Here is a 25,288-nt window from a genome sequence, read left to right as displayed (position 1 = left end):
GAGGGCCGTGACGAGCCAAATTGGTATAGAAAAGAAGGACCTTAAACCGGCTTTGCGCCGGCTTCGAGGCTTCCATAAACAGGGAGGAGAACGGATATGCTGAAGGGAAAAACGGTGATTTTGGGTGTATGCGGCGGCATTGCCGCGTATAAGGCGGCGGCCCTGTGCAGCAAGCTGGTGCAGGCGGGGGCCAAGGTGCGTGTGGTGATGACGGAATCCGCAGCCAAGCTGGTGCAGCCCCTTACCTTTCAGGCGCTGTCGAAATATCATGTGGTGGTGGACGCCTTCGAGGAAAACGACCCTTCCGTCATCACCCATGTTGACATGGCGGACAGCGCCGATCTGGTGATCATTGCCCCGGCCACGGCCAACATCATCGGCAAAATGGCCAACGGCATCGCCGATGACATGCTCAGCACCACCATGCTGGTGACCCGGGCGCCGGTGATCATCGCCCCCGCCATGAACGTACATATGTATGATCATCCGGCGGTTCAGGCCAACATGCGGACGCTGGAGCAGCGGGGAGCCTATTATGTGGAGCCCGGTGTTGGGCTTCTGGCCTGCGGGTATGTGGGCAAGGGGCGTCTGGCGGAGCCGGAGGAAATTGTGGCGGCGGCGCAGCAGCTCCTGAAGCGTCTGGCGGACAGGCCCCTGGCCGGGAAAAAGGTGCTGGTTACCGCCGGCGGAACGGTGGAGCGGATTGATCCCGTGCGTTACCTCACCAATGACTCCTCCGGCAAAATGGGCTTTGCCGTGGCCGAGGCCGCCCGGGAGCTGGGGGCGGAGGTTACAGTGGTGGCCGCCAGAACCAGCGCTCCGGCACCCGCCGGAGTGGAGCTGGTGAGGGTGGAATCGGCTCTGGAGATGCGGGAGGAGGTATTGTCCCGCTCCCCCGTGGCGGATATGGCCGTTATGGCTGCCGCCGTGGCCGATTATCGCCCTCTTCATCCGGAGGAACAGAAGATCAAGAAGAACGCGGAGACGCTTACCCTGGAGCTGGTCAAAAATCCCGACATCCTCCTCGAACTGGGAGAACGGAAGAACAATGGACAGCTGCTGATCGGCTTTGCCGCGGAGACGGAAAATGTGGAAGTCAACGCCCTAGGCAAGCTGGAGCGCAAAAATTGCGACCTGCTGGTGGCCAATGATGTCAGTGCCGAAGGAGCCGGCTTTGGCACGGATACCAACATTATTACCATTTATGGCCACCGTGGCTTCTCCCTGCCCTTGCCCCTCGTCTCCAAACGGGAGGCGGCGCTCCGGCTGATGCGGCTGGCGGCGGAGAAGCTTGCAGAGAAGACGAAAGGGCCGGCAGAATGATTGCAAAAGTCATCGTGGACGTCCCTGTTAAGGGAACCAACCGTCCGTTTGATTATGAAATACCCGCCCGGTACGCATCTTGGGTGGAGGTGGGCAGCCGGGTGGCGGTTCCCTTCGGCCCCAGGGTGGTTCAGGGGTTTGTGGTGGAAGTGGCTGAGCAGCCTTCGGCGGAAACCACCGAAGCCGGCAGCCGCAAGCTGAAGGCGGTTGACCATGTGCTGGACGTGGAGCCGCCTTTGACCCCGGAGCTGGTGGAGCTGGCCGGATGGATGAGCCGGACCTATCTGTGCCATCTGTCGGTGGCGCTGGCGGCGATGCTGCCCGCCGCCCTGAAGGCCAAGGCCGAGCGCCGGGTGGGCATTGGCCCGGAGGCGCTCCGGGAGGTTGGTCTGGCAGCCTTCGGGTTGATGACTCAAGAGGAAACGGAGCTGCTGGAGCATATCCGCCGGAGCAAGGGAATGCTGCCTGTAGAGCAGCTGCTGGAGCGGTTCCCCGGGTCGGAGGCGCTGATCCGCCAGTGGGTAGGCTGTGGTTTACTGGCCGAGGAGCAGGTGCTAAAGGACAAAATGGCCGTCAAAAAAGTGTTGACGGTTTTTCCCTGTCTGTCGCCGGAGGAGATGCTCCTCCGCGGGCAGGAGCTTCCCGCCAGCGCCAAGCGCCAGCGGCAGGTTTTGGCATATTTGGCCGATAATCCGGACCCGGTGCGCCTGACGGAGCTGACCTCGCGCTTGGATATTACGGCCAGCACAGTGAAAGGGCTGGCGGACAAGGGCCTGGTCCGGCTGGAGGAAGTGGAGGTGGGCCGCGATCCGTATGCGGACAGAGGGTTCAAACGGACCTCCCCGCTGCCGCTCACCGTGGAGCAGACGCGAGTTTATGCAAGCATCCGCCAGGCGGTGCTGTCCGGCAGCCACACCATGTTCCTGCTTCACGGCGTAACGGGCAGCGGCAAAACCGAGGTGTATATGCAATCCATCCAGACCTGTCTGGATGAAGGGAAGGAAGCCATTGTGCTGGTCCCGGAAATTTCCCTGACCCCGCAAATGGTAGAGCGCTTCAAGGGCAGATTCGGCGCGGATGTGGCGGTGCTGCACAGCCGTCTGTCCAACGGGGAGCGCTACGATGAATGGCGCAAAATCGCCGCCGGGCGGGTCAAAGTGGTGATCGGTGCGCGTTCGGCGGTTTTCGCCCCTTTTAAGAAGCTGGGGCTGGTGATTATAGATGAAGAGCATGAATCCTCCTACAAGCAGGAGGAGAGCCCCAAGTACCACGCCCGGGAGGTAGCGGCTGCCAGAGGGCGGGCCACCGGCGCTTCCGTTGTGCTGGGCTCCGCCACTCCATCCCTGGAGAGCTGGCAGGCCGCCGTCCAGGGCAGGTATAAGCTGCTGGTTATGGCCGAGCGGGTGGAGGGACGCCCCTTGCCGCCGGTGCGCATTGTGGATATGCGCCAGGAGCTGTACGGCGGCAACCGCTCCATGTTCAGCAAACCCCTATATGAGGGGATCAAGAGCCGCCTGGAGAGAGGCGAGCAGTCGGTGCTGCTTTTGAACCGGCGGGGGTATTCCACCTTTGTTATGTGCCGTTCCTGCGGCTACACGGCTGGCTGCCCCCATTGCGATATATCCCTGACGTATCACCAAACCTCCAGCATGATGCGCTGCCACTATTGCGGGTATGCGGAGCGGCAGCCGACGGTTTGCCCCGAATGCGGCAGCGAGCATATCCGTTACTTCGGCACCGGCACCCAGCGTGTGGAGGAGGAGCTGGCCCGGCTGTTCCCGGGCATCCGGGTCATCCGGATGGATGTGGACACCACCTCGGAGAAGGGCGCCCACGAGAAGCTGCTTACCCAGTTCCGCCAGAAAAAAGGGGATGTTCTTCTCGGCACCCAGATGGTGGCCAAGGGGCTGGATTTTCCCGATGTGACCCTGGTCGGGGTGATTACCGCGGACACCATGCTGAACCTGCCGGATTTCCGGTCATCGGAGCGGACCTTCCAGCTCCTTACCCAGGTAGCCGGGCGTGCGGGAAGACATCATCTTCCGGGGGAGGTATTCGTGCAGACGTATACGCCGGAGCACTACAGTGTGACCGCCGCCGGAGGCCATGATTTCCACCGCTTCGCGGAGCAGGAGCTGGAGCATCGGGCCAGGGGAGGCTATCCCCCTTATTGCCGCCTGATTCTGATTACCCTAAGCCATACGGAGCTGGCGCTTCTGGTCAAAACGTCGGAATCCATGGTCAACCGGCTGAAGGCGCTGGCCAGGGAAGAGGGCATTCCCGGCTTTGTGGGGGAGGCGGGAGGCAGGGAGATGCAGGCGCTGGACGTACTGGGCCCGGTGGCCTCGCCCATTCCCCGAATCAAGGATAGATATCGGTTCCAATGCATGGTAAAATATCGGGGAGATCAACCGGTCTCGGACCTGGTGGCCCGGGCTGTGGAGGCCTTCGATGAGGTTTGCCGGCAGACGAAGCTGACCATCAGCGTGGACGTGGACCCTCAGGTGTTAATGTAGACAGGAAGCAAGAGAATGCTCCTCATTCGAGGATAAACGCCTGCCGGCGTTCTTGAAGCGCCGGGCGTTTGTCAAGAAGCTGAGCAGCTTTTCGCGTCTATACTTTGTGAAACTTTGATAAAGGCGGGTGCCCTTATGGCAATTCGATTTATTGTGAAAGATCCTGACCCGGTGCTGCGCGAACGGGCAAAACCGGTGCCCAAAATTACCCCGAATGTCCTCAAGCTGCTGGACGATATGGCGGACACCATGTACGAGGCTCAAGGCGTGGGCTTGGCTGCGCCCCAGGTAGGCATCCTGAAGCGGGTCATTGTGATGGACTGCGGCGAGGAATACGGCGGGCTGATCGAGCTGATCAATCCCGAGATCACCAAGAAGGAAGGGGAGCAGTTCGGTCCGGAGGGCTGCCTGAGCATCCCCGGGCTTCAAGGGGATGTGCGCCGCGCCCAGAAATGCACGGTCAAAGGCTGGGACCGCAACGGCCGGGAAATCGAGCTTGAAGGCGAGGACCTGCTGGCCCGCTGCATCCAGCATGAGGTGGACCACCTGAACGGCGTCCTGTTCCTGGATGTGGCCGAGCGGGTATACCGTCCCGATCCGGAGGAAGAAAGAGCGTGAAGGATACTCTCCGGATTGTATTTATGGGCACCCCGGATTTTGCCGTTCCTTCCCTGCAGGCGCTGCTGGAGGAAGGCTACCAGGTGGTGCTTGCCGTCACCCAGCCGGATCGCCCCAAGGGCCGCAAGCGGATTCTGACCCCGCCCCCGGTGAAGGAAGAAGCTTTGCGCGCCGGCATCCCCGTCTTCCAGCCGGAGCGGCTGCGGCGTGAAGAGGCCGTCCGGCATGTAGCCGAATACAAGCCCGATCTGATCGTTACCGCCGCTTTTGGGCAGATTCTGCCCAAGGCGGTGCTGGAGCTGCCCCGGTACGGCTGCATCAATGTCCATGCCTCCCTGCTGCCCAAATACAGAGGCGGCGCCCCCATTCATCATGCGGTGATGGCCGGGGAAAAGGAAACAGGCGTAACTATCATGTATATGGCCGAGGGGATAGATACGGGGGATATGATCTCCCGTGTGGCCATTCCCATCCGTGACGAGGATAATACAGGAATCCTGTTCGATAAGCTGGCCCGGGAGGGTGCGGAGCTCCTGCGGCGCACTCTGCCGGAGCTTCTGGCAGGACGGATTCAGGCGGAACCGCAGAATCACGGGGAAGCCATTCTGGCCCCCAATATCCGCCGGGAGGACGAGATTGTGGATTGGAACCGCCCCGCCCGGACGGTGTTCAACCATATCCGGGGCTTAAGCCCCTGGCCGGTGGCTTATACCACCTGGAACGGGGAAAACTTCAAGCTGTGGGCGGCGCGCCTTCCGGAAGCGGGAAAAATCAGCGGAACCCCTGCCCAGCCGGGTACGGTGCTGGCCGTGGAGGATCAGGGCATTCTGGTGATGGCCCAGGACGGTCCCGTGCTGCTGACAGAGGTGCAGCCCGCCGGCAAGAAGGCCATGCCCGTTTCCCAATTCCGGCTGGGTTCGCCCATGAAGCCGGGGGATGTTCTGGGAGTCTGTCCGGCGAAAGGAACAAGCGAATAAATATTCATGATGGAATGACTGGGAGGGAAAGAGTGGCTTGAGGGCGAGTTTTTTTGTCGGCTTTGACCCCTTAAACATTCAATCCAAATCAAAGCCGACAAAATCTGTTTGAGCATCCAAGGCACTGCTTTCCCGGTAAGGAATGAAATCCGATGAATATTTATTCGCTCAAGCGACTCTGTCGGACAGACTCTGGGGATCTTAACAATGGATCGGGAGGAGCAAGACGTTGACTAAAGGTTCGATGAATCGTCCCGGGCGCAAGCCCGGGGCCCGTGAAGCGGCCATGGATGTGCTGACCCGGGTGGAGCAGGATCAGGCTTACAGCAACCTGCTGCTGAATCAAACACTGGAGAAGCTGAAGCTGGAGCGCCAGGAGGCGGCTTTGGCTACTGAGCTGGTCTACGGCACCATCCAGCGGCTGAACACCATAGATTATTTCCTGGCGCGTTTTGCCGCCAAAGGACTGGAAAGGCTCCAACCGTGGGTTCGGAGCCTTCTTCGCTTAAGCTTTTACCAAATCCGCTACCTGGACCGGATTCCTCCCCATGCCGCCGTGAACGAGGCGGTGGAGCTGGCCAAACGCCGCGGCCATGCCGGCATCGCCGGGCTGGTCAACGGCATTCTCCGCAATGTGCTGCGGGAGAAGGAGCGTCTGGCCTTGCCGGAAGGACTGCCTGCGGCGGCAAGGATCGCGTTGGAGGAATCCCATCCGGAGTGGATGGTGAAGCGCTGGCTGGACCGGTATGGCGAAGGGGAGGCCCGGGCCATGTGCCGGACCAACAACGAGCCGCCCAAGGTCAGCCTGCGCGTGAACCGCCTGAAGGGAACGCGCGAAGCGCTTACGGAGCGGCTGGCGGAGTCCGGAGTGGACACACGGCCCTCCGCGCTGGCAACCGACGGTCTGGTGGCGGTTTCCGGCGGACGGCTGGGAGGCCATCCGTTGTTTGCCGCGGGGGAATTTTCCATTCAGGATGAAAGCTCCATGCTGGTAGCGCGGGTGGTGGCCCCGGAAGCGGGGATGCGGGTGCTGGATTGCTGCGCCGCCCCGGGGGGCAAATCGGCTCACCTGGCCGAGCTGATGGACGGCAAGGGGGAGGTAGTGGCGGCGGATCTCCATGAGCACAAAGAGGCGCTGATCCGCGAGCAGGCCAACCGCCTGGGGCTCCGGAACATCCGGACCGTGGTGTCCGACGCCAGGGAATTGGCGGACAAGTACCCTGCCGGAAGCTTTGACCGGATTCTGCTGGACGCTCCCTGCTCAGGGCTGGGAGTCATCGGGCGGAAGCCGGATCTCAAATGGGCCAAAACCGCAGGGGACATTGCCGAAATTGCCGGGCTCCAGCGGAGCATTCTGCAGGCGGTCCACCGGCTGCTGAAGCCGGGCGGCATCCTGGTATACAGCACCTGCACCACGGAGCCGGAGGAAAATGAGGAGCAGGTGCGGCGTTTCCTGGCGGACGAGCCGGGCTTCGCGCCGGAGCCCTTCCCGGAGGGCGTGCTGCCCCCGGGCAAGGCGGAGGAAGCGGGCGCCGCGGGTATGCTGCAGCTTCTGCCCCAGGATTACGGCTCCGACGGCTTCTTTATCGCCCGGATGCGCCGGAAAGAGTAGCGGCTCCACGCAGGCGGGATTGCGTTGTCCCGCCTTTTTTCGTTACAATAAAAATAGGAGACTGTCCGGCATCCGCTGGAGGAGCTCGTAAGATACGAAATCTGAAAAGCAGGTTGTGAGAATATGAAGCCTTTTGTATATGATTTTTCGCTGGAGGAATGGCAGCAGTGGATGAAGGACAACGGCGAACAGGCTTTCCGCGGCGGACAGGTATTCGATTGGCTTTATGTCAAACGGGTTTCGTCCTTTGAGGAAATGAGCAATCTTTCCAAGGCCCTGCGGGAAAAGCTGGCCGCCCAGTTCGAATTTGTCACCCTCCGGGAAATCGACCGTTACCAGTCCAAGGACGGCACGGTGAAATTCCTGTTTGAGCTGCAGGACAAAAATGCCATTGAAACAGTCATCATGAAGCACAACTACGGCAACAGCGTCTGCGTCACCACACAGGTGGGCTGCCGCATCGGCTGTACCTTCTGCGCGTCCACATTGGGCGGCCTGAAGCGGGACCTGCGGCCCGGCGAGATTGTGGCCCAGATCGTCAAGGCCCAGCAGCTGCTGGACGCAACCGAGGAGCGGGTATCCAGCATTGTGGTTATGGGCATCGGCGAGCCCTTCGAGAATTATGAGTCCACCATGAAGTTCCTGCGGCTCATGACCCACGAGAAGGGGCTGAACATCGGGCAGCGACATATCACGGTGTCCACCAGCGGGATTGTTCCGGCCATCTACAAGTTCACGGAAGAGGATACCCAGATTAACCTGGCCATCTCCATCCATGCCCCCAACGATACCCTCCGCTCCAAGCTGATGCCGGTGAACCGGCGGTATCCTCTGGCGGATTTGCTTGATGCCTGCAGGCACTACGCGGAAAAAACCGGCCGCAGGCTGACCTTCGAATACGCGCTGATGGGGGGCGTCAACGACAAGGCGGAGCATGCGGAGGAGCTGGCTTCAGTGCTCAAGACCATCCCCTTGAGCCATGTCAACCTGATCCCGGTGAACTTTGTCCAGGAGCGCAATTATGTAAGAACCACCCGGGATGATATTTTCAACTTCCAGAGAATTCTGGAGCGCAACAAAATCAATGCGACCATCCGGAGGGAGCAGGGCGGAGATATTGCCGCCGCCTGCGGCCAGCTCCGGGCGAAGCATATGGAGTCGAGTCAGAGGTGAGAAGGATGCGGACAGCGGAAAGAACGGATGTGGGCAGAATCCGCTCGGTCAATGAAGATCGGGCGGTGATACTGCCGGAAAAATGCGGTACGGTGATCGCCATTATCGCCGACGGGATGGGCGGCCATCGGGCCGGCGATATTGCCAGCCAACTGGCCATTGAGAAGATCCGGGAGGAGTTGTCCGGACTGCGGCCGGACGCTACTCTGGAGGAACGCAAGGAGGCCATCCGGCTTGCAGTGGAAGCGGCCAACGCCGAGGTGTACCGGCAAGCCTCGGAGCGGGAGCAGCTGCGTGGGATGGGGACCACGGTGGTGGTCAGTCTGGCCACCGCCGATCAACTGGTGGTGGGCCATATCGGCGACAGCCGGGCGTATTTGGCGGCCGGCGACCGGCTGGTCCAGCTGACCGAGGACCATTCCCTGGTGAATGAGCTTTTGAAGAGCGGACAGATTACCCGCGAGGAAGCCGACCACCATCCCCGCCGCAATGTGCTGCTCCGTGCCTTGGGCACGGATACCGAGGTGCAGGTGGATGTGGTGGAGCATAGCTGGGCGGAGGGGGACATTCTCCTCATGTGCAGCGACGGCCTCAGCAACATGGTGGACGAGGAAGAATGCCTGGTTGTTTTGCAATCCCAAACTTCATTGGAGAGCAAGGTTGATGAACTGGTGGAGCGCGCCTTGTCTGCCGGCGGTGACGATAATGTGACAGTTGTCCTGATTGAAAACCGGCCGGCGGAAGCTTCCGGTAAAGAGGGGTGAGATAGTTGATCGGTGAAACGCTAGGCGGAAGATATGAAATTTTGGAGCGGGTCGGCGGAGGGGGAATGGCTTTGGTTTACAAAGCCCAGGACCTGCTGCTGAACCGTTACGTCGCTGTGAAGGTGCTGCGCCAGCAGTATGTCCACGATGAGGAATTTATCCGGCGGTTCCGCCGGGAGGCCCAGTCTGCCGCATCTTTGTCCCATCCCAATGTTGTCAGTATGTACGATGTCGGCCAGGAAGGCGACAACCACTTTATCGTGATGGAATATGTGGAAGGTATGACCTTAAATGACCTGATCCGGGAGAAGGCTCCCCTTCAGGTGGAGGATGCCCTGCATATTGCCACCCAGATTTGCGACGCGTTGGAACATGCCCATCATAATCAGATCATACATAGGGATATCAAGCCCCATAACATTCTGATCGGCAAAAACGGGCGCATCAAGGTAACGGATTTCGGGATTGCCCGGGCGACAACCTCTTCCACCATTACGCAAACCGGGTCCGTTGTCGGCTCTGTCCATTATTTCTCGCCGGAGCATGCCAAGGGAATTTCCACCGGAGCCAAGTCGGACCTGTATTCCTTGGGCATTGTCCTGTACCAGATGCTGACGGGCAAGCTTCCTTTCCTTGGGGAAAGCCCCATCAGCGTGGCGCTGAAGCATCTGCAGGAGAATGTGGAGGAGCCCCGCAAGGTGAATCCGCTGATTCCGCAAAGTGTGGAGAACATTATTCTGAAGGCCATGCGCAAAAATCCCGACGAGCGGTACCAGTCCGCCTCCGATATGCTGCAGGATCTGGAGACGGCCCTGGACCCCAAGCGCCGCAACGAGCCCAAGCTGACCTTTTTGGATGACGGTCTGGACGTAGAAGCCACCAGAGTGCTGCCGGCCCTCCGCCCGGGAGCGGGCCTGGAGGTGGAAGTGAGGGACGGTTCGGAGGCGGAGTTCCGGAAGAAGCGCAATATTTGGATCGCTCCGTTGGTATGGACAGGGATTTTTCTTGTTTTTCTGTCCGTGATGTGGTTTTGGGTGATTCCCGGCTTCAAGGATAAGATCATCCCCAAGGATGTGGTTGTGCCGCAAGTGGTGGGCAAGATGCAGAGCGAAGCGGAGAGCCTGCTTACCCAGGCAGGGTTCCAGGTGGTGGCGGAGCCGCAATTCAGCGACAAGCCGGTAGGGCAGGTGTTCAAGCGAACCCCCGACGGCGCCAAGCTGAAGGAAAATACCGAGATTACCCTTCTGGTAAGCAAAGGCGCCGAAAAGCAGATGATGCAGAGCTACAAGAACAGGCTCTTCAAGGATGTAAAGGCTGAATTGTTGGCTGCGGGCTTGCAGGAGGACCAGATTTTAAGCGACGCCGTTTTCTCCGAGCTTCCCGAGGATACGATAGTCAATCAGGAGCCGGCGGTGGGCGCGGAATTTGATCCCGTCAATGGCAAGGTCAAGTTTTATTACAGCAAGGGCCGGCAAACGGTGATTATGCCCGATCTGGTGAACAGCACAGTGGCCGAAGCGGAAGCCAAGCTGCTGTCTGTGGGGCTCAAGCTGGCGGCGGGGGAAAATGGCAGGGAGAATGTGGAAAGCTTCGATGTTCCCTCCGGCAGGGTGGTGGATACCCATCCCTATAAGACTGGGGACCCTGTGGAGCCCTCCATGGAGATCAAGCTGTTCGTCAGCTCCGGTCCGCCCAAGGACGCCGTGACCTATACGGCCAGCAAGAAGCTGACGGCTGCCACCAGCGGCAAATCCTCCATCTTCCGGATCGTCATTTCCGACGCCAAGTTCGACAATGAGGACTATAACACCATGGAGGTGTCCGGCTCGGAAATTATTAATGTCAAGGTGACGCTGACCAAGGAAAAAAGCGCCACGATCTTAATCTACCGGGACAATGTGCTGTGGGATTCGGAAACCATCAACTACCAGAACTATCTGGACCAGAAGACCAAACCTTCCGCCTCGCCAACACCGACAGCGCCAAGCGCGAGTCCTTCGGCAGCGGCGTCTCCGACGGCAACCCATGCAGCAGGGTCAGTCAAACCAAGTCCGAAACCATCGGGAGGGTAAAAAGACATGCCAGATGGTCTGATTGTCAAAGCGTTAAGCGGTTATTATTATGTGTTTCCCGATGGGGAGGGGGCTGGCGGCGACGGCCAGCCCGCCACCGTCCAGTGCCGGGCGCGGGGGGTGTTTAAGAAACGCAGCATCACCCCCCTGGTGGGAGACCGGGTCAGCTTCGAATATTCGGAGAACAATGAAGGGACCGTTACCGAAATCCACAAGCGCCAGAGCGAGCTGATCCGCCCGCCGGTGGCCAATATTGAGCAGGCGGTGCTGGTGTTTTCCCTGGATGAGCCGGCGCTCAATCTCCAGCTGCTGGATAAATTCCTGGTCCATATCGAGCATTCGGGATTGGAGCCGGTGATCTGCTTCAGCAAGCAGGATTTGGTCAAAGGAAGCGACACCCAGCCGGCCCAGCTTGATGCGGACGCCGTGCAGCGGCTGTATGAGGAGATCGGCTACCGGGTTTTTGTGACCAGCGCCAAGGAGGGAGAGGGGCTGGAGCCTGTCCGCCATATTCTAAAAGGGCGGCTGAGCGTGTTCTCCGGGCAGTCCGGCGTGGGCAAGTCTACCTTGCTCAATGCGCTTCTGCCCGAGCTGAATCTGGAGACAGGGGAAATCAGCATGAGGCTGGGCCGCGGCAGGCATACCACCCGCCACGTGGAGCTGCTTCCCTTGCCGGGAGGCGGCTGGGTGGCGGATACCCCCGGCTTCAGCCAGCTGGACTTTATGGAGATGGAGCCGGAGGATCTGGGCCGGACCTTCCGGGAATTTATCCCTTTGGCGGAGGAATGCCGCTTCCGCGGCTGCCTGCACCACAAGGAGCCGGGCTGCAGGGTCCGGGAAGAGGCGGAGGGCGGCCGCGTGGCGCCAAGCCGCTACGAGCACTACTTGATCTTCCTGCAGGAGATGAAGGACAGGAAACGGAGGTATTAACATGTCCATCTATATTGCCCCCTCTATTTTGTCCGCGGATTTCGCCCGTCTTGGGGAAGAGGTCCGGGAGGCGGAGCAGGCGGGAGCCGATTTTATACACGTGGATGTGATGGATGGGCATTTTGTTCCCAATCTGACGCTGGGGCCGCTGGTGGTTGAGGCCATCCGGCCCGTCACAAGGCTGCCGCTGGATGTGCATCTGATGATTGAAAATCCCGATGCCTACATTCCCGCTTTCGCCAAGGCGGGAGCCGACTATCTGACGGTCCACGCCGAAGCGTGCCCCCATCTGCACCGGACCCTGGATTTTATCCGGGAGAACGGCGTGAAGCCCGGCGTAGTGCTGAATCCGGCGACGCCTCTTTCGGCAATCGAATATGTGCTGGATCAGGTGGAGATGGTGCTGCTGATGACGGTAAACCCCGGCTTCGGCGGCCAGAAGTACATTCCCGCCGTTACCGCGAAGATTAAGGCGCTGCGGGAGCTGCTGGACGCCCGGGGACTTGCGTCTGTGCTTATTGAGGTGGATGGCGGCGTCAACGCGGAAACAGCCCGTATGGTGGCCGAGGCGGGGGCCCAGGTGCTGGTGGCGGGCAATGCCGTCTTCGGCCAGCGGGACAGGGCGGAAGCCATCGGTCAGATCCGGGCATCCGGCCAACAGGGATACGAAAGGAGGGGGCGGTAACCGTGACTACCAGCAAATGGGTGTTCACTGGCTTTATGCTTGCGGCCGCGCTGCTTTTGTGCCTGTTTATGTATACAAGCGGCCCGTTCAAATATGTGTTTTCGCTGGGCGCCGTGCTTATCGGCATGGAGTATTTCAAGCGTGAGGAGACCACCAAGTACCGGATCTGGTTTGCGGTGCTGGCGTTTGTGGGGGCGCTGTTCTTTTCGCTGGTGTACGTGTTCCTGGCGCTGGGCTACGGCTGGGTGACGCCGGAGCAATTGCCGCAGTCGCCGTTTTAGCCTGGAATAATTATGAGCTGGTACACATACATTGGGTTACGGGGGTGAGAGCCTGCCCGTAGCCCTTTTTTTTGTGGAAATGCGCTGCAGGCGCATTCTTTCTGCGGGGGCAAATCATAGGCACATTTTTTGGGTGCTGCGAATATATATAGTAGCATAACAGGGCATAGGGCTTGTCATGGAGCAAAGGATGAAAAACGGCGGAGAGCGGCTGCAAGCTGGCAAGGGCTGCAGACGACAGCTTGCGCGAGCGCTTATGCTTACGATGCTGGCTTTTCTGACGAAAAGCCCTGAGGGAGGGGTTAGGATGAAATTTTACACCATCAAGCTGCCTAAGTTTTTGGGGGGCTTCGTGAAGGCGATCCTCAATACCTTCAGCAAACACTAGAGGCAATCCGGCAAGCCAGCAGACAACCTGAGAGCGCCCCGGCCGGGACCCGACAGACAAAAAAAGCACCTCTCGCAAAAGCGGTACGGGTGCTTTTTGTCTTATTCCGCAATGATGGGATTGCGGAATGATTACACGCGGGTAACGAGGCCGGACTTCAGTGCGCGGGCGCTAACCCATACGCGCTTCGGCTTGCCGTCAACGAGGATGCGGACCTTCTGCACATTCACTCCCCAGTTGCGCTTGGTCTTGTTGTTGGCGTGGGACACATTGTGGCCGGATTTGGGAGCTTTACCGGTAATATAACACTTGCGGGACATCTATGACACCTCCTTAAAGTCGAGCTGCGGAGTAATCCGAGATCTGCATGTTGTGGGAATTCTTTTTTTGAAACATACTTTAACATAATAGCATAAGGGCAGGCCACGGTCAATTGCTTCGGACAAGCAAATGCTGTTTCCCCGGGAGATTGAGGAACACGGCGACTTACGGTATAATAGGTTCGCGTGCTTCTAAAAATTATAGTACAATGAAGAATGGACCATAATACCATTAATCACTTGTCAGAAAAAGGAGTTGGTACAAATGCCAATTCAACAGGCCAATGAATTCGGAAAAGTCAATGTGTCGGATGAAGTGATCGCTATTCTGGCGGGCTCGGCCGCATTGGAATGTTATGGGCTGGTGGGCATGGCTTCCCGCAAGCAATTGAAGGATGGCATCACGGAGCTTCTGGGGCGCGAGAACCTGAGCCGTGGCGTGGAAATCCGGCAGGAAGCGGACGCATTGCATATTGATCTATATATCATCGTCAGCTACGGTACGAAAATTTCCGAGGTGGCGCACAATGTGCAAAACCGGGTAAAGTACATGATGAATGATGTCGTCGGCCTGCAAGTGGAGACCGTCAATATCTTTGTGCAAGGGGTTCGCGTATCTCGTTAACCAGGAAGGGGAATTTTTCTTGAGTAAGCGCTTTATTTCCATTGATGGAAACGACTTTTTTCAGATGGTGCTGGCGGGGGCGGGGAGCCTCTCGGCCAATGTAAACCGCGTCAATGCACTGAACGTATTCCCTGTGCCGGACGGCGACACGGGCACCAATATGAATCTGACCATGACCTCCGGCGTGGAGGAGCTGAAGAAGCGCCGCAACCCCCATTTGGGCAAGGCGGCGGAGGCGCTCTCCAAGGGCCTTTTGATGGGCGCCCGGGGCAATTCGGGGGTTATTCTGTCGCAGCTGTTCCGCGGCTTCGCCAAATCGGTGCAGGAGCTGGAGAGCGCAAACGCCCAGCAGTTCGCCGCGGCGCTTCAGAACGGAGTGGATACAGCCTACAAGGCGGTGGTCAAGCCGGTGGAGGGCACCATCCTCACCGTTTCCCGGGAAGCGGCCAAACATGCCGTCTCCGTCACCCGCAGATTTCCCGATGTGTCGGACCTGATGGGCGAGGTTGTGCAGGCCGGCAACGCCGCTTTGGCGCGGACGCCGGATCAGCTGCCCGTGCTGAAGCAGGTTGGGGTAGTGGATGCCGGAGGCCAGGGCCTCATGTGCATTTATGAAGGCTTCCTTGCGGCGCTGCGGGGCGAAGCGGTTGCCGCCCTTCCGGCCCAGACTGCGCCTGTAGCCGCGCCGGACAAGCTGCCCGCCTCTGCCGCGCCGTCCGGGGAGGGCAAGCACAGCGCCCAGTCCATGCTCAGCACGGAGGATATTGAATTCGGCTATTGCACCGAGTTCATCGTTACTCTGGTGCCGGGCAAGGTAGCCGGGTATGTATTTGATGAAGGGGCGTTCCGGCAGGAGCTGGGCAAAATGGGGGACTCCCTCCTGGTGGTGGCCGACGATGATCTGGTCAAGGTTCACGTCCATGCGGAATATCCCGGCAATGTGATGAACTACGCCATGAATTTCGGCGATCTGACCAAGATCAAGATCGAGAATATGCGCGACCAGCATACCCATATCCTGATGGCCGACGAATATGAATATATTGCGCCGGAGAGCGATATTGCCGCCCTGAAGCCGATTCCCGTACATGGGGCCATGGCGGGAGTAAGCGGCAAGGGAGCAAGCTCCAAGTATGGCTTTGTATCCGTGGCGATGGGCGACGGGGTAGCCGAGATTTTCGGCAGCCTGGGTGTGAATGAAGTGCTTTCCGGCGGCCAAACCATGAATCCCAGCACCGAGGATATTGTCCATGCGGTAGAAGGCGTCCATGCGGAAATCGTCTATGTGCTGCCCAATAACTCCAATATTGTGATGGCTGCCAAGCAGGCTGCCGATTTGGTGGAGGGCAAGACCCTTGTGGTGATTCCCACCAAGTCCATTCCCCAGGGGATGGCCGCCATGCTGGCCTTCGACGAGTCGGCTGATCAGGAGGAGAATACGGAAGCCATGCTGCGGGCCATCGCCGGGGTGCAATCCGGCCAGGTTACCTTTGCCGTGCGGGACACCTCCATTGACGGCATCGAGATCAAGGAAGGGGATTTTATCGGCATCCACGACAGCAAGATTGTGACCGCCAACCGGAACGTGCAGGAGGCCTGCCGCAATCTGCTGGACAGCATGCTGGAGTCCGGCGGCGAAGTGGTAACTATCCTGACCGGTGAGGAAGCAAACGTTGCGGATACCGAAAGCCTTAAGACCTATCTGAAGGAGCAGCACGGCGACGCGGAAGTGGAAATCCACTATGGCGGGCAGCCTTTGTATGCGTACCTGATCGCAGTGGAATAGAAATATGGAACGAAACGGAGGTGAACCCTTGGGCCGGATTCGCATTGTGACAGACAGCACCTCGGATATCCCGCCCGAGCTTCGGGAGGCGCTTGCCATCGAGATGATTCCGCTGAAGGTGCACTTCGGCGAAGAAGCTTATCTGGATGGCGTGACCATTTCGCCGGAGGACTTCTACGTGAAGCTTGCCGGGGAAAAACGGCTTCCCACCACCTCCCAGCCTTCGCCGCTGGATTTTCTGGAGGTGTACAACCGGTTGGCGGCGGAACCGGATACAGTTATCATATCCATTCATTTGTCCTCCAGCTTCAGCGGAACCTATCAGTCGGCGTGTATGGCCAAGGGGATGCTGGAGCAGCCCGCCGACATTACCATTGTGGATTCCCGGACCGCCACCTACGGCATCGGGCTTCTGGTGGTGGAAGCGGCCCGCGCCGCCATGGCCGGCGAGAGCAAGGAGACCATTTTGAGCAGGGTGGAGGAGCTGCGGAGGCAGACCTCCTTGTACTTTCTTGTGGATACGCTGGAATATCTCCACAAAGGGGGAAGGATCGGCAAGGCGGGGGCCCTGTTGGGCTCGCTGCTGCAGATTAAACCGATCCTCTCCGTGGAGGATGGCACGGTTGTATCCGTGGACAAAACCCGCGGCACCAAAAAGGCCATGGTCCGTATTATGGAACGGTTGGCGGAGAAGCATCAGGGCCCTGTCCGGGTGGCGGTGGCCCATGCCAACGCCATGGAGCATGCGGAGGAATTAAGTGCGCTGATTCACCAGCATTTTGAGGTGGTTGAAATGATGTATACAACAATCGGACCGGTGATCGGCACCCATGTGGGCGGCGGCACGGTCGGGGTTTTTATGGTTCCGGCTCATGGCGGCCGTTGATTTATATACCATTCCCCTGCGGCAGATTCGCGGCGTCGGCGCGGAGAAGGCCAAGGAGCTCGGCGCACTGGGGCTCCACTCCGTAGGGCAGCTGCTGGAATATTATCCTTTCCGCTATGAGGATTACCGACTCCGCGATCTCACCGAGGTCAAGGACGGGGAGAAGATTACGATACAGGGCACCCTTTACGGGGAGCCCGTCCTGTCCGTATACGGCCGGAGCAAGTCACGGCTTACCGTCAGACTCATGGCGGGAGGCCGTTTCTTGATCACGGCTGTTTGGTTTAACCGGCACTATATGAAGGAGAAGCTGACGCCGGGCAAGGAAATTGTGGTTTCGGGCAAATGGGAGGAAAAGCGCCAGACCATCATTGTGGGCTCCTCGGAATTTCCCGACGCCGCAGGGGAGAAGGGGCGCACAGGAACGCTTCAGCCGGTGTACTCCACAGCCGAAGGGATTACCCAGACCTTCCTGCGGAAGGTGATCAAGCAGGCGCTGGTTCAATTCGGCGGAATGATCGGCGAGGTGCTGCCGGAGGAGCTGGTGGAGCGCTACCGGTTTATTACCCGCAAGGAAGCGGTGGCGATTCTGCACCAGCCCACGGATGCCCGGGAGGGGCAGGCGGCCCGCAGGCGGATGGTCTATGAGGAGCTGTTCCTGTTTCAACTGAAGGTGCAGGCGTACCGGCTCTTGAACCGGACCAAGGCCGATGGCATTCCCCATAAGGTGGACAGGCCCAAGGTCAGGGATTTTGTGCGGAGGCTGCCGTTTTCCCTGACCCATTCCCAAAAGCAGGTGATTGCCGAGCTTCTCGACGATCTGGAGGCCCCCCATGCCATGAACCGTCTGCTTCAGGGCGATGTAGGCGCAGGCAAAACGGTGGTGGCGGCCACAGCCTTGTATGCGGTGATTACAGCCGGCGCTCAAGGCGCCCTGATGGTGCCCACGGAAATTCTCGCGGAGCAGCATAAGGCCTCGCTGGAGCGTCTGTTTGCGGGCTTCGATGTGCAGATTTCGCTCTTGACGGGCAGCCTGACGGACCGGCAGCGCAAGGATGCCCTGGCGGCCCTGCAAATGGGGCTGACGGATATTCTGGTGGGCACCCATGCTCTGATCCAGGAGGATGTGTTCTTCCGCAATCTGGGGCTGGTGGTCACTGACGAGCAGCACCGGTTCGGCGTCCAGCAGCGGGGCATTCTGCGGCGCAAGGGGATGAATCCCGATGTGCTTACCATGACGGCGACTCCCATTCCCCGCACCTTGGCGATCACCGCCTTCGGCGATCTGGATATTTCCACCCTGAAGGAGCTGCCCAAGGGGCGGAAGCCGATTCTGACCTATTCCGTCACCCATGACAAAATGGACCGGGTGCTGGGCTTCATCCGCCAGGAAATCGGGAAAGGGCGGCAGGCCTACGTGGTTTGCCCCTTGATTGAGGAATCGGAAAAGCTGGATGTGCAGAATGCCATTGATGTGCATGTTCAGCTGACCCAGGCTTTTCCCGATCTGCGCATCGGTCTGCTCCATGGACGGATGAGCAGCCAGGAAAAGGACGAAATCATGAACGCCTTCAAGGAGAACCGGGTCCATGTGCTGGTCTCCACCACAGTTATTGAGGTGGGGGTGGATGTGCCCAACGCCACCTTGATGGTGATCTATGACGCCGTCCGCTTTGGCCTGTCCCAGCTTCACCAGCTCCGGGGCCGGGTGGGCCGCAGCGAGCTCCAGTCCTACTGCGTGCTCATTGCCGATCCCAAAAACGAGATTGCCAAGGAGCGCCTCAAGGTGATGACGGAGACCAACGACGGCTTCGAGATTGCCCGGCGGGATCTGGAGCTGCGTGGCCCCGGCGATTTCTTCGGCACGAAGCAAAGCGGTCTGCCGGAGTTTAAGGTGGCGGATTTGGTCAGCGACTTCGAGGTGCTGGAGCAGGCCCGGGAGGATGCCGCCGCGCTGGTGGCGGAGCCCCGGTTCTGGACCGCCGCGGAGCTGGCCCCCTTGCGGGAGTTCCTCAACCGCGACGTGCCCGAGAGCGGAGAGCCGTTGGATTAAGCACTGGATTTGAAAAGGCCTTCTATTGGCAAGCTGCCGATGGAGGGCCTTTTTTTACATATGAGGGGGGGAAGTGGCCGCGAAATCAGCAAAAGCCGGCGTTTTGGCAAAATAACGGATTCTCTGTCCGGATAGCCGGTATCACACCTGTGCAGGAGCCCATATACTGTTACAAACCCGGCAAGCCGGGGAGGTTGTCCGTTCCAACGGGAGATCTCCCGCGGCGGCTGACGGAAAGGTGGGGCAGAGCTTGGGCTTTCAAAGCTACGGAGAGTATGGAATCGAGAGGGAATGGGTGGAGAAGCTGAAGAAAAAGGCCAAGGACCCGATCAAAAAGGAACGGCTGAAGGAGCTGGCCGAAGGTTTGACCCGGGAGGACCTGGAGAATCCCGAGACGGTCTCCTTTCTGGTGGACCGCGGGCTCCGGATTTTGAATGAAAAAACCCCGGAGCGGCAAAAGCGGCAGCTGGTCCGCTTCGTTCTGGAGCAGCAGATCGACCCCAACAATTTTATGCATCTCCTGCGGCTGTGGAATATGTTCCGGTAGATCAAGCAATTTACAAGGAAGCCGGGGCATGTTACCATGAATCGAAATGGAAAAATGAGGTATTGGCGGCATGACGGCTATAATTGCAACAGTGTGCATGTTGACGGGGCTGATCCACTGTGCGGAAACCCTCTCCTATTCCCTGCGGCTGGCTGGCGTAAGGACGGGCAAGCTGGCCGTGTCCCTGTCCCTGACCAGAATCCTGCTTTTGGTCTCGCGCACCGCCAACATGTGCAGTCCCCTTTGGCAGGCTCCCTCCCCCGGATGATGACCAGCGTTACGGTGGAGCAGCTGCATTGCTGACGGACAAGGCCCAGCTGTTGTTTGTGCCGGCCGCCTATTGGAGCTGCCGGGCCGGGCTGCTTCACTAGAAGCCGCGTTTACAGATGGACAAGACCGTGCTACCATAAAGCAAAAGATTCTTGCCAAACGGGGAGTGAAGGCTGTGCAAAGAAGACCAGAGCTGCAGGATTATCCCGAGCATATTGTCCAATACCTGAGAAAGACGCCGGAGGGAGACTTAATTGCTGTTCTGAAGCGGCAGACTGAGGAGATAGTGGAGCTTCTGGCGCCGTTGACGGAGGAACAAAGCCTGTACCGCTATGCCCCCGGCAAGTGGAGCATCAAGCAGCTTGCAGGGCATCTTGCGGATACCGAGCTGATTTTTGCTTACCGTTTGCTGAGGGCGGCGCGCAACGACCGGACACCGCTGCCGGGGTTTGAGGAAAATGAGTTTGTCCGCCAGGCTTCGTTTGACGAGCAGCCCCTCTCCGCCATTCTGGCCCTGTTCGAGGCCTCCCGGCGATCCGCCATTCTGCTCATGGAGAGTCTGAAGGAGGAGGAGTGGGACCGCAAGGGAATCGTCAACGGCCACGAAGGAACCCCATTGTCCTGGGGCTGCGTCATTGCAGGCCATGCCGCCCATCATCTGCAGGTGCTGGAGGAACGGTATTTCGGGGAGCTGGGATTGGCCCGTCGCCGGTAATCCTCAGCAAAACAGTGCAAAAAAACCGCCAGGCATCATGGACGCCGCCCTTAGAGGGACCGTCCGATGCTCCTGGCGGTTATTTTTGTCGCATCAGTATACTTACTGTCTTCCCAGCTTGCCGACCTCATTCCAGAAGCGGCACAGGGTGGAGGTGCCTTTGGAGAAGTTCTCCAGCTGGAAATATTCATTGGGGGCATGCATGCCTTCTTCTGGCAAGCCGAAATCCAGCATCACCACCGGCGCGCCCAGCACTCTGGAGAACACCTCGATAATCGGAATGGAGCCGCCGCTGCGGATATACACCGGCTTTTTCCCGAAACCTTCCTCATACGATACGGATGCGGCCTGTATGTACGGATGGTTTACAGGGATGTAGAAGGGTTTGCCCCGGTGGGTCTGCTTCGTGGTCACGGTCACGCCGGCGGGAGTGTGGCTCTTCACATGCCGCTCTATTTTCCGGTAGATGTCATCGGGGTCCTGATTGTCCACCAGCCGGCAGGAAATTTTGGCCCCCGCTCCCGACGGGACGATGGGCTTCAGGCCTTCTCCCTGGTAGCCGCCGTACAGCCCGTTGATTTCCAGGGTGGGGCGGGCGCTGGTCCGTTCCAGGAAAGAATAGCCGGTTTCTCCGGCAAGCTCCTGCACATTCAATTCCTGGCGGGTTTTCTCCTCGTCGAAGGGAATCTCCCGGAAAGCCTGATGGGCCGCTTCATCCATGGGGATGACCCCTTCGTAGAAGCCGTCGATGAGAATCCGGTCCTGCTCATCCTTCATGGAGGCAAGGAGCTTAACCAGCGCCGTTGCCGGGTTGGCCACGCCTCCCCCGAAGAGGCCGGAGTGAAGGTCGGACTTGGGCCCTTGAATCTCCAGCTCCAAGCCGCAGATTCCCCGCAGGCCGTAGCAGATGGAGGGCGTTTCGGCGCTGATCATGGGACCGTCGGAGATTGCGATCAGATCGGCCTGAAGCAGCTCCGCATGGGCTTCCAGGAAAGGAGCCAAATGGGGGCTGGCGATTTCCTCTTCACCCTCTATGCAGAACTTCACATTCACCGGCAAACTGCCCTTGGTTTTCAGAAAAGCTTCCACCGTTTTCACCTGGGTGTACAGCTGCGCCTTGTCGTCGGTGGCGCCCCTCCCGTACAGCCTGCCGTTCTTAATGACCGGCTCGAAGGGATCGGTCTCCCACTGGTCAACCGGGTCCGCCGGCTGAACGTCGTAATGGCCGTAGACGAGGGCCGTGGGCTGGCCGGGATTATGGAGCCAGTCGCCGTATACCACCGGATGTCCGTCCGTATCCAGGACCTGCACATGCTCCAATCCCGCCTCCGTCAACCGGTCAGCCAGCCAGCGGGCCGCTTTCCGCATGTCTTCTTTATGCGCAGAACTGGCGCTTACGCTGGGAATCCGGATAAATTCCTTCAATTCCTCCACATGCCGTTCATGATGCTCTGCCAAATAGCGTGTGACCTCTTGAGTCATCGGATCTTCTTCTCCTTTTCACAACAGTCTCGCTGGTAATTGTACCATATCCGCAGGTTGATTGCCTCTTGCGGCGGGGTAGCGGGAACTGTTGGGGCAGGAGCCCAAGAGGGGATGGCTCAGATGAACAGGTTGATCCCGGATTGGTCCGCTTTGCCCAGATAGTAGCCGACGCCGCCGATGGCAACGCCGTCCACCAGCTCCTCCTTGGCGATGCCCATCAGGTCCATGGACATTTGGCAGGCCACCAGCTCCACCCCTTGCTTGATGGCGGACGCCAGCAGCTCCTCCAGGGAGGCGACATTGCCGCTTTTCATGACGCCGCGGATCATCTTGGCGCCCATGCCCATCATATTCATCCGGGACAAGGCCAGCTTCCGGCTGCCCCGCGGCATCATGGCCCCGAACATCCGGCCGATGGCGCTTTTCTTCACCTGCACCTTCTCCGGACGGCGGATCACGTTCAAGCCCCAGAAGGTGAAGAACATGGTCACCTTCTTCCCGCTGGCCGCGGCCCCGTTGGCGATGATAAAGCTGGCGATGGCTTTGTCCAGATCGCCGCTGAATACCACCATGGTGCTGCCCTCCGGGCGGGCCGCCGCAGCCGGGCTGCTGGCCGCTTGGGGGAGCGGGGCTTCCTTGCACAGAACGGCCTCGATTTGACCGTTGGCGTTTTTGGCCAGATGCAAGAGCCGGTGATGGGACATGTCGGCCCAAGACTGAATATCCTTGTAAAAGCCGGGATCGGTGGCGGTTACCCGCAGCACCTGCCCATCCTGAAGGCCGTCCATCCGCTCCTTCACCTGCATCAGCGGGCCGGGGCAGCACAGGCCGCAGGCGTCCAGCTCCGCATCTGCGCGAACCGGGGCTTCCAGCGCCGCTGCGGTTTGGGCTTTGGCTGCGCCGCCTGCCGGGGTGGCTTCGGCAGCCGGGCTGGTTTTAGCAGCGGCGGCAGCCTTCCCTGCGCTCCCGGCTTCCCGGCCGGGAACGTATTGGGCCAGCTGGTAGGTTTTGTAGCCTCCGGCCAGATTCCGCACGCGGAAGCCTCGTTGCTGGAGAATGCGGGAGGCGGTGTAGCCGCGCAGGCCCACCTGGCAATACACCCAGATCTCCTTGGCAGGGTTCAGCTCGTGCAGGCGTCCCCGCAGCTCATCCACCGGAATCAGGATGGACCCGGGAATAGAGCCGTTCCTGTGCTCCAGCTCGGAGCGGACATCCAGCAGCACCGTTTCCGCCTGGTTGCGGTCCGCCAGCTCTCCGGTCGTGAATACCCGGGTCCGGCCGGCGAGAATATTCTCCGCCGTATACCCCGCCATATTCACCGGGTCCTTGGCGGAGGAGTAGGGGGGAGCATAGGCCAGCTCCAGCTCGGTGAGGTCGGTTACGCTGCCTTTTAACCGGATCACGGTGGCAATATCGTCTATCCGTTTGTCCACGCCGTCATAGCCCGCAGCCTGGGCTCCCAGAACGGCGCCTTCGCGATTAAACAGCAGCTTCAGCGAAATGGGGGTGGCTCCCGGGTAATAGGAGGCATGGGAATTGGGATGCACATAGGTGACATGGTAAGGAATGCCCAGGCGCTGCAGGGTTTTTTCGTTGTTTCCTGTGGAGGCGCCCGTCAATCCGAATACCTTGATGATGGAGGTGCCCTGGGAACCCGTGAACCGGCTTCCCAACCCGCACACATTGTCCGCTGCAATTCTTCCCTGCTTGTTGGCGGGCCCTGCCAGGGGAATGGCTGTTTTGCCGCCGTTCACAAAGTCCGTTACCTCCACCGCATCTCCGGCGGCAAAAACATCCGGAAGATTGGTCTCCAGCCGCTCATTGACGATGATATGCCCACGGGGGCCAAGCTCCAGGCCGCTGTCCTTCAGAAAAGCGGTGTCCGGAGCAACGCCCACAGCCAACAGCACCATATCCGCCGGCAGAACGGTTCCGTCCGCCAGATGGGTTTCAATGCCGGCTTCCGTCTCGCGGAAGCTCTGCACCTGACGGGAAACCAGAAGCCGCACACCATGCTCCTCCAGCTCCAGGGAAAGGGCGGCCGCCATCTCCGGATCGAAGGGAGCGAGAATCTGCTGCCCGCCTTCCACCAGTGCAACGTCAAGTCCGGCCTCCCGGAGATTCTCCGCCATTTCCACGCCGATGAAGCCGCCGCCCACCACTACCGCGCTTTTGGCCCCTTCCTCCGCTACCTTGCGCTTGATCCGGTCGGTATCGGGAATGTTGCGGAGGGTGTAAATCCGCGTGCTGCCGATTCCGGGAAGATTGGGCCGGACGGGCTTGGCTCCGGGGGACAGAATCAGGGCATCATAGCTTTCCTCATATTCTCCCCGCTCCTTGCTGCGGACCCGGACTGTTTTGCGCGCCGGATCAATGCCGGTCACTTCGCTTTCGGTGCGGATATCGATGGCAAAGCGCCGGTTCATGGCCTCGGGGGTCTGCACCAGCAGCTTGCTCCGCTCCTTGATGGAATCCCCGATATAATAAGGCAGCCCGCAATTGGCAAAGGAAATGTATGGGTCCCGTTCAAACATAATGATCTCCGCTTCCTCATCCAGCCGCCTCAGCCGGGCCGCTGCGGATGCGCCGCCTGCCACACCGCCGACAATAACAACCTTTTTGCCCATCAGTCTTCCTCCTTCATAAAAATGCGGATCAGCTGCTCAATGCGCGCATCCGCTACCGTGTAGTTGACCTCCAGGCCGTTGCGCCGCGTTTCCACAATGCCCATGGCTCGGAGCTTCTGCAGATGCTGAGAGACGGTGGACTGGGGCAGGCTCAGACATTCCTGCATATAGGTCACATTGCATTCCCGTTTCTCCAGCAGTCCCTTGACGATGCAGAGCCGGACAGGATGCGCCAATGCCTTGAGAATTTCCGCTGTTTCCATATAAGCCTTGAATTGATTGTCCATGCTTTGGCCACCTTCTTGAATTAATATATCCTAATATTAAGATATACGGATGATAAAATCAAGCCGCAGGGAGGAGCAGGGATTTTTTCGGGCAGGGCACCATATAAATGGGTACCGATGCAATCGGCACAGCCCCGAACCCCTGTCTTTGAACAATGGGGGGCTTGAACTTATGGCGGGTCAACGAATCTGCCAGTATAGCTGAAAAATCATATACAATATAGGGATTCGCGCCGATTTGGCAAGTTGTATATGAAATTTCGCTTATATTTACCTCCATTCCACTAGCGATGCATCAAACCTGACATGAAAAAGGGAGCAGAAATCCTTCTCCAAATGTTCATAGAA

The 25,288-nt window shown here is 59.2% G+C and carries 23 protein-coding genes; 19 read left to right on the top strand and 4 right to left on the bottom strand.

Annotation, left to right across the window (positions count from 1 at the left end; genetic code table 11):
- Nucleotides 1-96 precede the first annotated feature (96 nt).
- The 12 genes from coaBC to spoVM all read left to right on the top strand — a co-directional run bounded on the left by coaBC (nt 97) and on the right by spoVM (nt 13,339).
- Nucleotides 97-1,323 (top strand): bifunctional phosphopantothenoylcysteine decarboxylase/phosphopantothenate--cysteine ligase CoaBC, encoded by a 1,227-nt coding sequence (gene coaBC, locus DQG13_RS26625; protein ID WP_113023220.1) that lies wholly within the window; start codon nt 97-99, stop codon nt 1,321-1,323.
- Nucleotides 1,320-3,839: a primosomal protein N' gene (priA, locus tag DQG13_RS26620; protein ID WP_113023219.1), complete on the top strand. Its 2,520-nt coding sequence runs from the start codon at nt 1,320-1,322 to the stop codon at nt 3,837-3,839. Before coaBC ends, priA begins: the two co-directional genes overlap by 4 nt.
- Nucleotides 3,840-3,974: 135 nt before the next feature.
- Nucleotides 3,975-4,457, top strand: coding sequence for a peptide deformylase (gene def / locus DQG13_RS26615; RefSeq protein ID WP_113023218.1), 483 nt, complete (start codon nt 3,975-3,977; stop codon nt 4,455-4,457).
- Nucleotides 4,454-5,434 carry a methionyl-tRNA formyltransferase gene (fmt, locus tag DQG13_RS26610; protein WP_258525880.1) on the top strand — a complete coding sequence of 327 codons (981 nt, stop codon included), beginning with the start codon at nt 4,454-4,456 and terminating at the stop codon, nt 5,432-5,434. Before def ends, fmt begins: the two co-directional genes overlap by 4 nt.
- A gap of 229 nt (nt 5,435-5,663) precedes the next feature.
- Complete coding sequence (rsmB, locus tag DQG13_RS26605) at nt 5,664-7,046, top strand: 16S rRNA (cytosine(967)-C(5))-methyltransferase RsmB (protein WP_309472256.1); 1,383 nt, start codon at nt 5,664-5,666, stop codon at nt 7,044-7,046.
- A gap of 123 nt (nt 7,047-7,169) precedes the next feature.
- The gene (gene rlmN, locus DQG13_RS26600) at nt 7,170-8,219 is read left to right on the top strand and encodes a dual-specificity RNA methyltransferase RlmN (RefSeq protein ID WP_113023216.1); all 1,050 of its coding nucleotides are present in this window, start codon (nt 7,170-7,172) and stop codon (nt 8,217-8,219) included.
- Between the two features lie 5 nt (nt 8,220-8,224).
- Nucleotides 8,225-8,983: a Stp1/IreP family PP2C-type Ser/Thr phosphatase gene (locus DQG13_RS26595; RefSeq protein ID WP_113023215.1), complete on the top strand. Its 759-nt coding sequence runs from the start codon at nt 8,225-8,227 to the stop codon at nt 8,981-8,983.
- 5 nt (nt 8,984-8,988) lie between these two features.
- On the top strand, nt 8,989-11,055 hold the full coding sequence (pknB, locus tag DQG13_RS26590; RefSeq protein WP_113023214.1) for a Stk1 family PASTA domain-containing Ser/Thr kinase: 2,067 nt from the start codon (nt 8,989-8,991) through the stop codon (nt 11,053-11,055).
- 6 nt (nt 11,056-11,061) lie between these two features.
- Nucleotides 11,062-11,985 carry a ribosome small subunit-dependent GTPase A gene (gene rsgA / locus DQG13_RS26585; protein WP_113023213.1) on the top strand — a complete coding sequence of 308 codons (924 nt, stop codon included), beginning with the start codon at nt 11,062-11,064 and terminating at the stop codon, nt 11,983-11,985.
- Between the two features lies 1 nt (nt 11,986).
- A complete protein-coding gene (gene rpe, locus DQG13_RS26580) occupies nt 11,987-12,670 on the top strand; it encodes a ribulose-phosphate 3-epimerase (protein ID WP_113023212.1) in 684 nt (227 codons plus the stop codon).
- Nucleotides 12,671-12,672: 2 nt separating this feature from the next.
- Nucleotides 12,673-12,951: a hypothetical protein gene (locus tag DQG13_RS26575; protein ID WP_113023211.1), complete on the top strand. Its 279-nt coding sequence runs from the start codon at nt 12,673-12,675 to the stop codon at nt 12,949-12,951.
- A gap of 307 nt (nt 12,952-13,258) precedes the next feature.
- Nucleotides 13,259-13,339, top strand: coding sequence for a stage V sporulation protein SpoVM (gene spoVM, locus DQG13_RS26570; RefSeq protein WP_113023234.1), 81 nt, complete (start codon nt 13,259-13,261; stop codon nt 13,337-13,339).
- Between the two features lie 131 nt (nt 13,340-13,470).
- Here spoVM and rpmB read toward each other — a convergent pair whose 3' ends face one another.
- Nucleotides 13,471-13,659 (bottom strand): 50S ribosomal protein L28, encoded by a 189-nt coding sequence (rpmB, locus tag DQG13_RS26565; protein ID WP_113023210.1) that lies wholly within the window; start codon nt 13,657-13,659, stop codon nt 13,471-13,473.
- 265 nt (nt 13,660-13,924) lie between these two features.
- On the opposite strand from rpmB, the gene DQG13_RS26560 reads away from it, so the two are divergent.
- From DQG13_RS26560 to DQG13_RS26530, 7 genes are all read left to right on the top strand, one after another.
- On the top strand, nt 13,925-14,284 hold the full coding sequence (locus tag DQG13_RS26560; RefSeq protein WP_113023209.1) for an Asp23/Gls24 family envelope stress response protein: 360 nt from the start codon (nt 13,925-13,927) through the stop codon (nt 14,282-14,284).
- A gap of 64 nt (nt 14,285-14,348) precedes the next feature.
- Entirely contained in the window at nt 14,349-16,070 is a 1,722-nt protein-coding gene (locus tag DQG13_RS26555; protein WP_397334023.1) for a DAK2 domain-containing protein, read from the top strand.
- A gap of 28 nt (nt 16,071-16,098) precedes the next feature.
- Nucleotides 16,099-16,956, top strand: coding sequence for a DegV family protein (locus tag DQG13_RS26550; RefSeq protein ID WP_113023207.1), 858 nt, complete (start codon nt 16,099-16,101; stop codon nt 16,954-16,956).
- Nucleotides 16,901-19,009, top strand: a complete 2,109-nt coding sequence (recG, locus tag DQG13_RS26545; RefSeq protein WP_258525879.1) for an ATP-dependent DNA helicase RecG — start codon at nt 16,901-16,903, stop codon at nt 19,007-19,009. Before DQG13_RS26550 ends, recG begins: the two co-directional genes overlap by 56 nt.
- A 250-nt stretch (nt 19,010-19,259) precedes the next feature.
- A complete protein-coding gene (locus tag DQG13_RS26540; protein ID WP_113023205.1) occupies nt 19,260-19,556 on the top strand; it encodes a stage VI sporulation protein F in 297 nt (98 codons plus the stop codon).
- Nucleotides 19,557-19,626: 70 nt separating this feature from the next.
- Nucleotides 19,627-19,824 carry a lipid II flippase family protein gene (locus tag DQG13_RS26535; protein ID WP_113023204.1) on the top strand — a complete coding sequence of 66 codons (198 nt, stop codon included), beginning with the start codon at nt 19,627-19,629 and terminating at the stop codon, nt 19,822-19,824.
- A gap of 177 nt (nt 19,825-20,001) precedes the next feature.
- Complete coding sequence (locus tag DQG13_RS26530) at nt 20,002-20,541, top strand: DinB family protein (RefSeq protein WP_181593015.1); 540 nt, start codon at nt 20,002-20,004, stop codon at nt 20,539-20,541.
- A 102-nt stretch (nt 20,542-20,643) separates the two neighbouring features.
- Here DQG13_RS26530 and DQG13_RS26525 read toward each other — a convergent pair whose 3' ends face one another.
- The 3 genes from DQG13_RS26525 to DQG13_RS26515 all read right to left on the bottom strand — a co-directional run bounded on the left by DQG13_RS26525 (nt 20,644) and on the right by DQG13_RS26515 (nt 24,940).
- On the bottom strand, nt 20,644-22,023 hold the full coding sequence (locus DQG13_RS26525; RefSeq protein ID WP_113023202.1) for a dipeptidase: 1,380 nt from the start codon (nt 22,021-22,023) through the stop codon (nt 20,644-20,646).
- Nucleotides 22,024-22,142: 119 nt separating this feature from the next.
- The gene (locus DQG13_RS26520; protein ID WP_113023201.1) at nt 22,143-24,653 is read right to left on the bottom strand and encodes an FAD-dependent oxidoreductase; all 2,511 of its coding nucleotides are present in this window, start codon (nt 24,651-24,653) and stop codon (nt 22,143-22,145) included.
- Nucleotides 24,653-24,940: an ArsR/SmtB family transcription factor gene (locus DQG13_RS26515; RefSeq protein ID WP_113023200.1), complete on the bottom strand. Its 288-nt coding sequence runs from the start codon at nt 24,938-24,940 to the stop codon at nt 24,653-24,655. The genes DQG13_RS26520 and DQG13_RS26515 overlap by 1 nt, the downstream gene beginning before the upstream one ends.
- Nucleotides 24,941-25,288: the final 348 nt, after the last annotated feature.

This window comes from Paenibacillus sp. YN15 (assembly GCF_003285005.1).
Taxonomy (GTDB): domain Bacteria; phylum Bacillota; class Bacilli; order Paenibacillales; family NBRC-103111; genus Paenibacillus_AR.
Note: the sequence above shows the minus strand (reverse complement) of the source record. Positions and strands in the feature narration are given on the sequence as shown.

What these genes read in the sequence shown, in the direction of transcription:
- DQG13_RS26515 (WP_113023200.1), bottom strand. Translation starts at nt 24,940, where the DNA reads ATGGACAATCAATTCAAGGCTTATATGGAAACAGCGGAAATTCTCAAG.
- priA (WP_113023219.1), top strand. Translation starts at nt 1,320, where the DNA reads ATGATTGCAAAAGTCATCGTGGACGTCCCTGTTAAGGGAACCAACCGT.
- DQG13_RS26535 (WP_113023204.1), top strand. Translation starts at nt 19,627, where the DNA reads ATGACGGCTATAATTGCAACAGTGTGCATGTTGACGGGGCTGATCCAC.
- coaBC (WP_113023220.1), top strand. Translation starts at nt 97, where the DNA reads ATGCTGAAGGGAAAAACGGTGATTTTGGGTGTATGCGGCGGCATTGCC.
- DQG13_RS26525 (WP_113023202.1), bottom strand. Translation starts at nt 22,023, where the DNA reads ATGACTCAAGAGGTCACACGCTATTTGGCAGAGCATCATGAACGGCAT.
- recG (WP_258525879.1), top strand. Translation starts at nt 16,901, where the DNA reads ATGTGGGCGGCGGCACGGTCGGGGTTTTTATGGTTCCGGCTCATGGCG.
- DQG13_RS26560 (WP_113023209.1), top strand. Translation starts at nt 13,925, where the DNA reads ATGCCAATTCAACAGGCCAATGAATTCGGAAAAGTCAATGTGTCGGAT.
- def (WP_113023218.1), top strand. Translation starts at nt 3,975, where the DNA reads ATGGCAATTCGATTTATTGTGAAAGATCCTGACCCGGTGCTGCGCGAA.
- rpmB (WP_113023210.1), bottom strand. Translation starts at nt 13,659, where the DNA reads ATGTCCCGCAAGTGTTATATTACCGGTAAAGCTCCCAAATCCGGCCAC.
- spoVM (WP_113023234.1), top strand. Translation starts at nt 13,259, where the DNA reads ATGAAATTTTACACCATCAAGCTGCCTAAGTTTTTGGGGGGCTTCGTG.
- rsgA (WP_113023213.1), top strand. Translation starts at nt 11,062, where the DNA reads ATGCCAGATGGTCTGATTGTCAAAGCGTTAAGCGGTTATTATTATGTG.
- rlmN (WP_113023216.1), top strand. Translation starts at nt 7,170, where the DNA reads ATGAAGCCTTTTGTATATGATTTTTCGCTGGAGGAATGGCAGCAGTGG.
- DQG13_RS26520 (WP_113023201.1), bottom strand. Translation starts at nt 24,653, where the DNA reads ATGGGCAAAAAGGTTGTTATTGTCGGCGGTGTGGCAGGCGGCGCATCC.
- DQG13_RS26595 (WP_113023215.1), top strand. Translation starts at nt 8,225, where the DNA reads ATGCGGACAGCGGAAAGAACGGATGTGGGCAGAATCCGCTCGGTCAAT.
- DQG13_RS26555 (WP_397334023.1), top strand. Translation starts at nt 14,349, where the DNA reads ATGGTGCTGGCGGGGGCGGGGAGCCTCTCGGCCAATGTAAACCGCGTC.
- rpe (WP_113023212.1), top strand. Translation starts at nt 11,987, where the DNA reads ATGTCCATCTATATTGCCCCCTCTATTTTGTCCGCGGATTTCGCCCGT.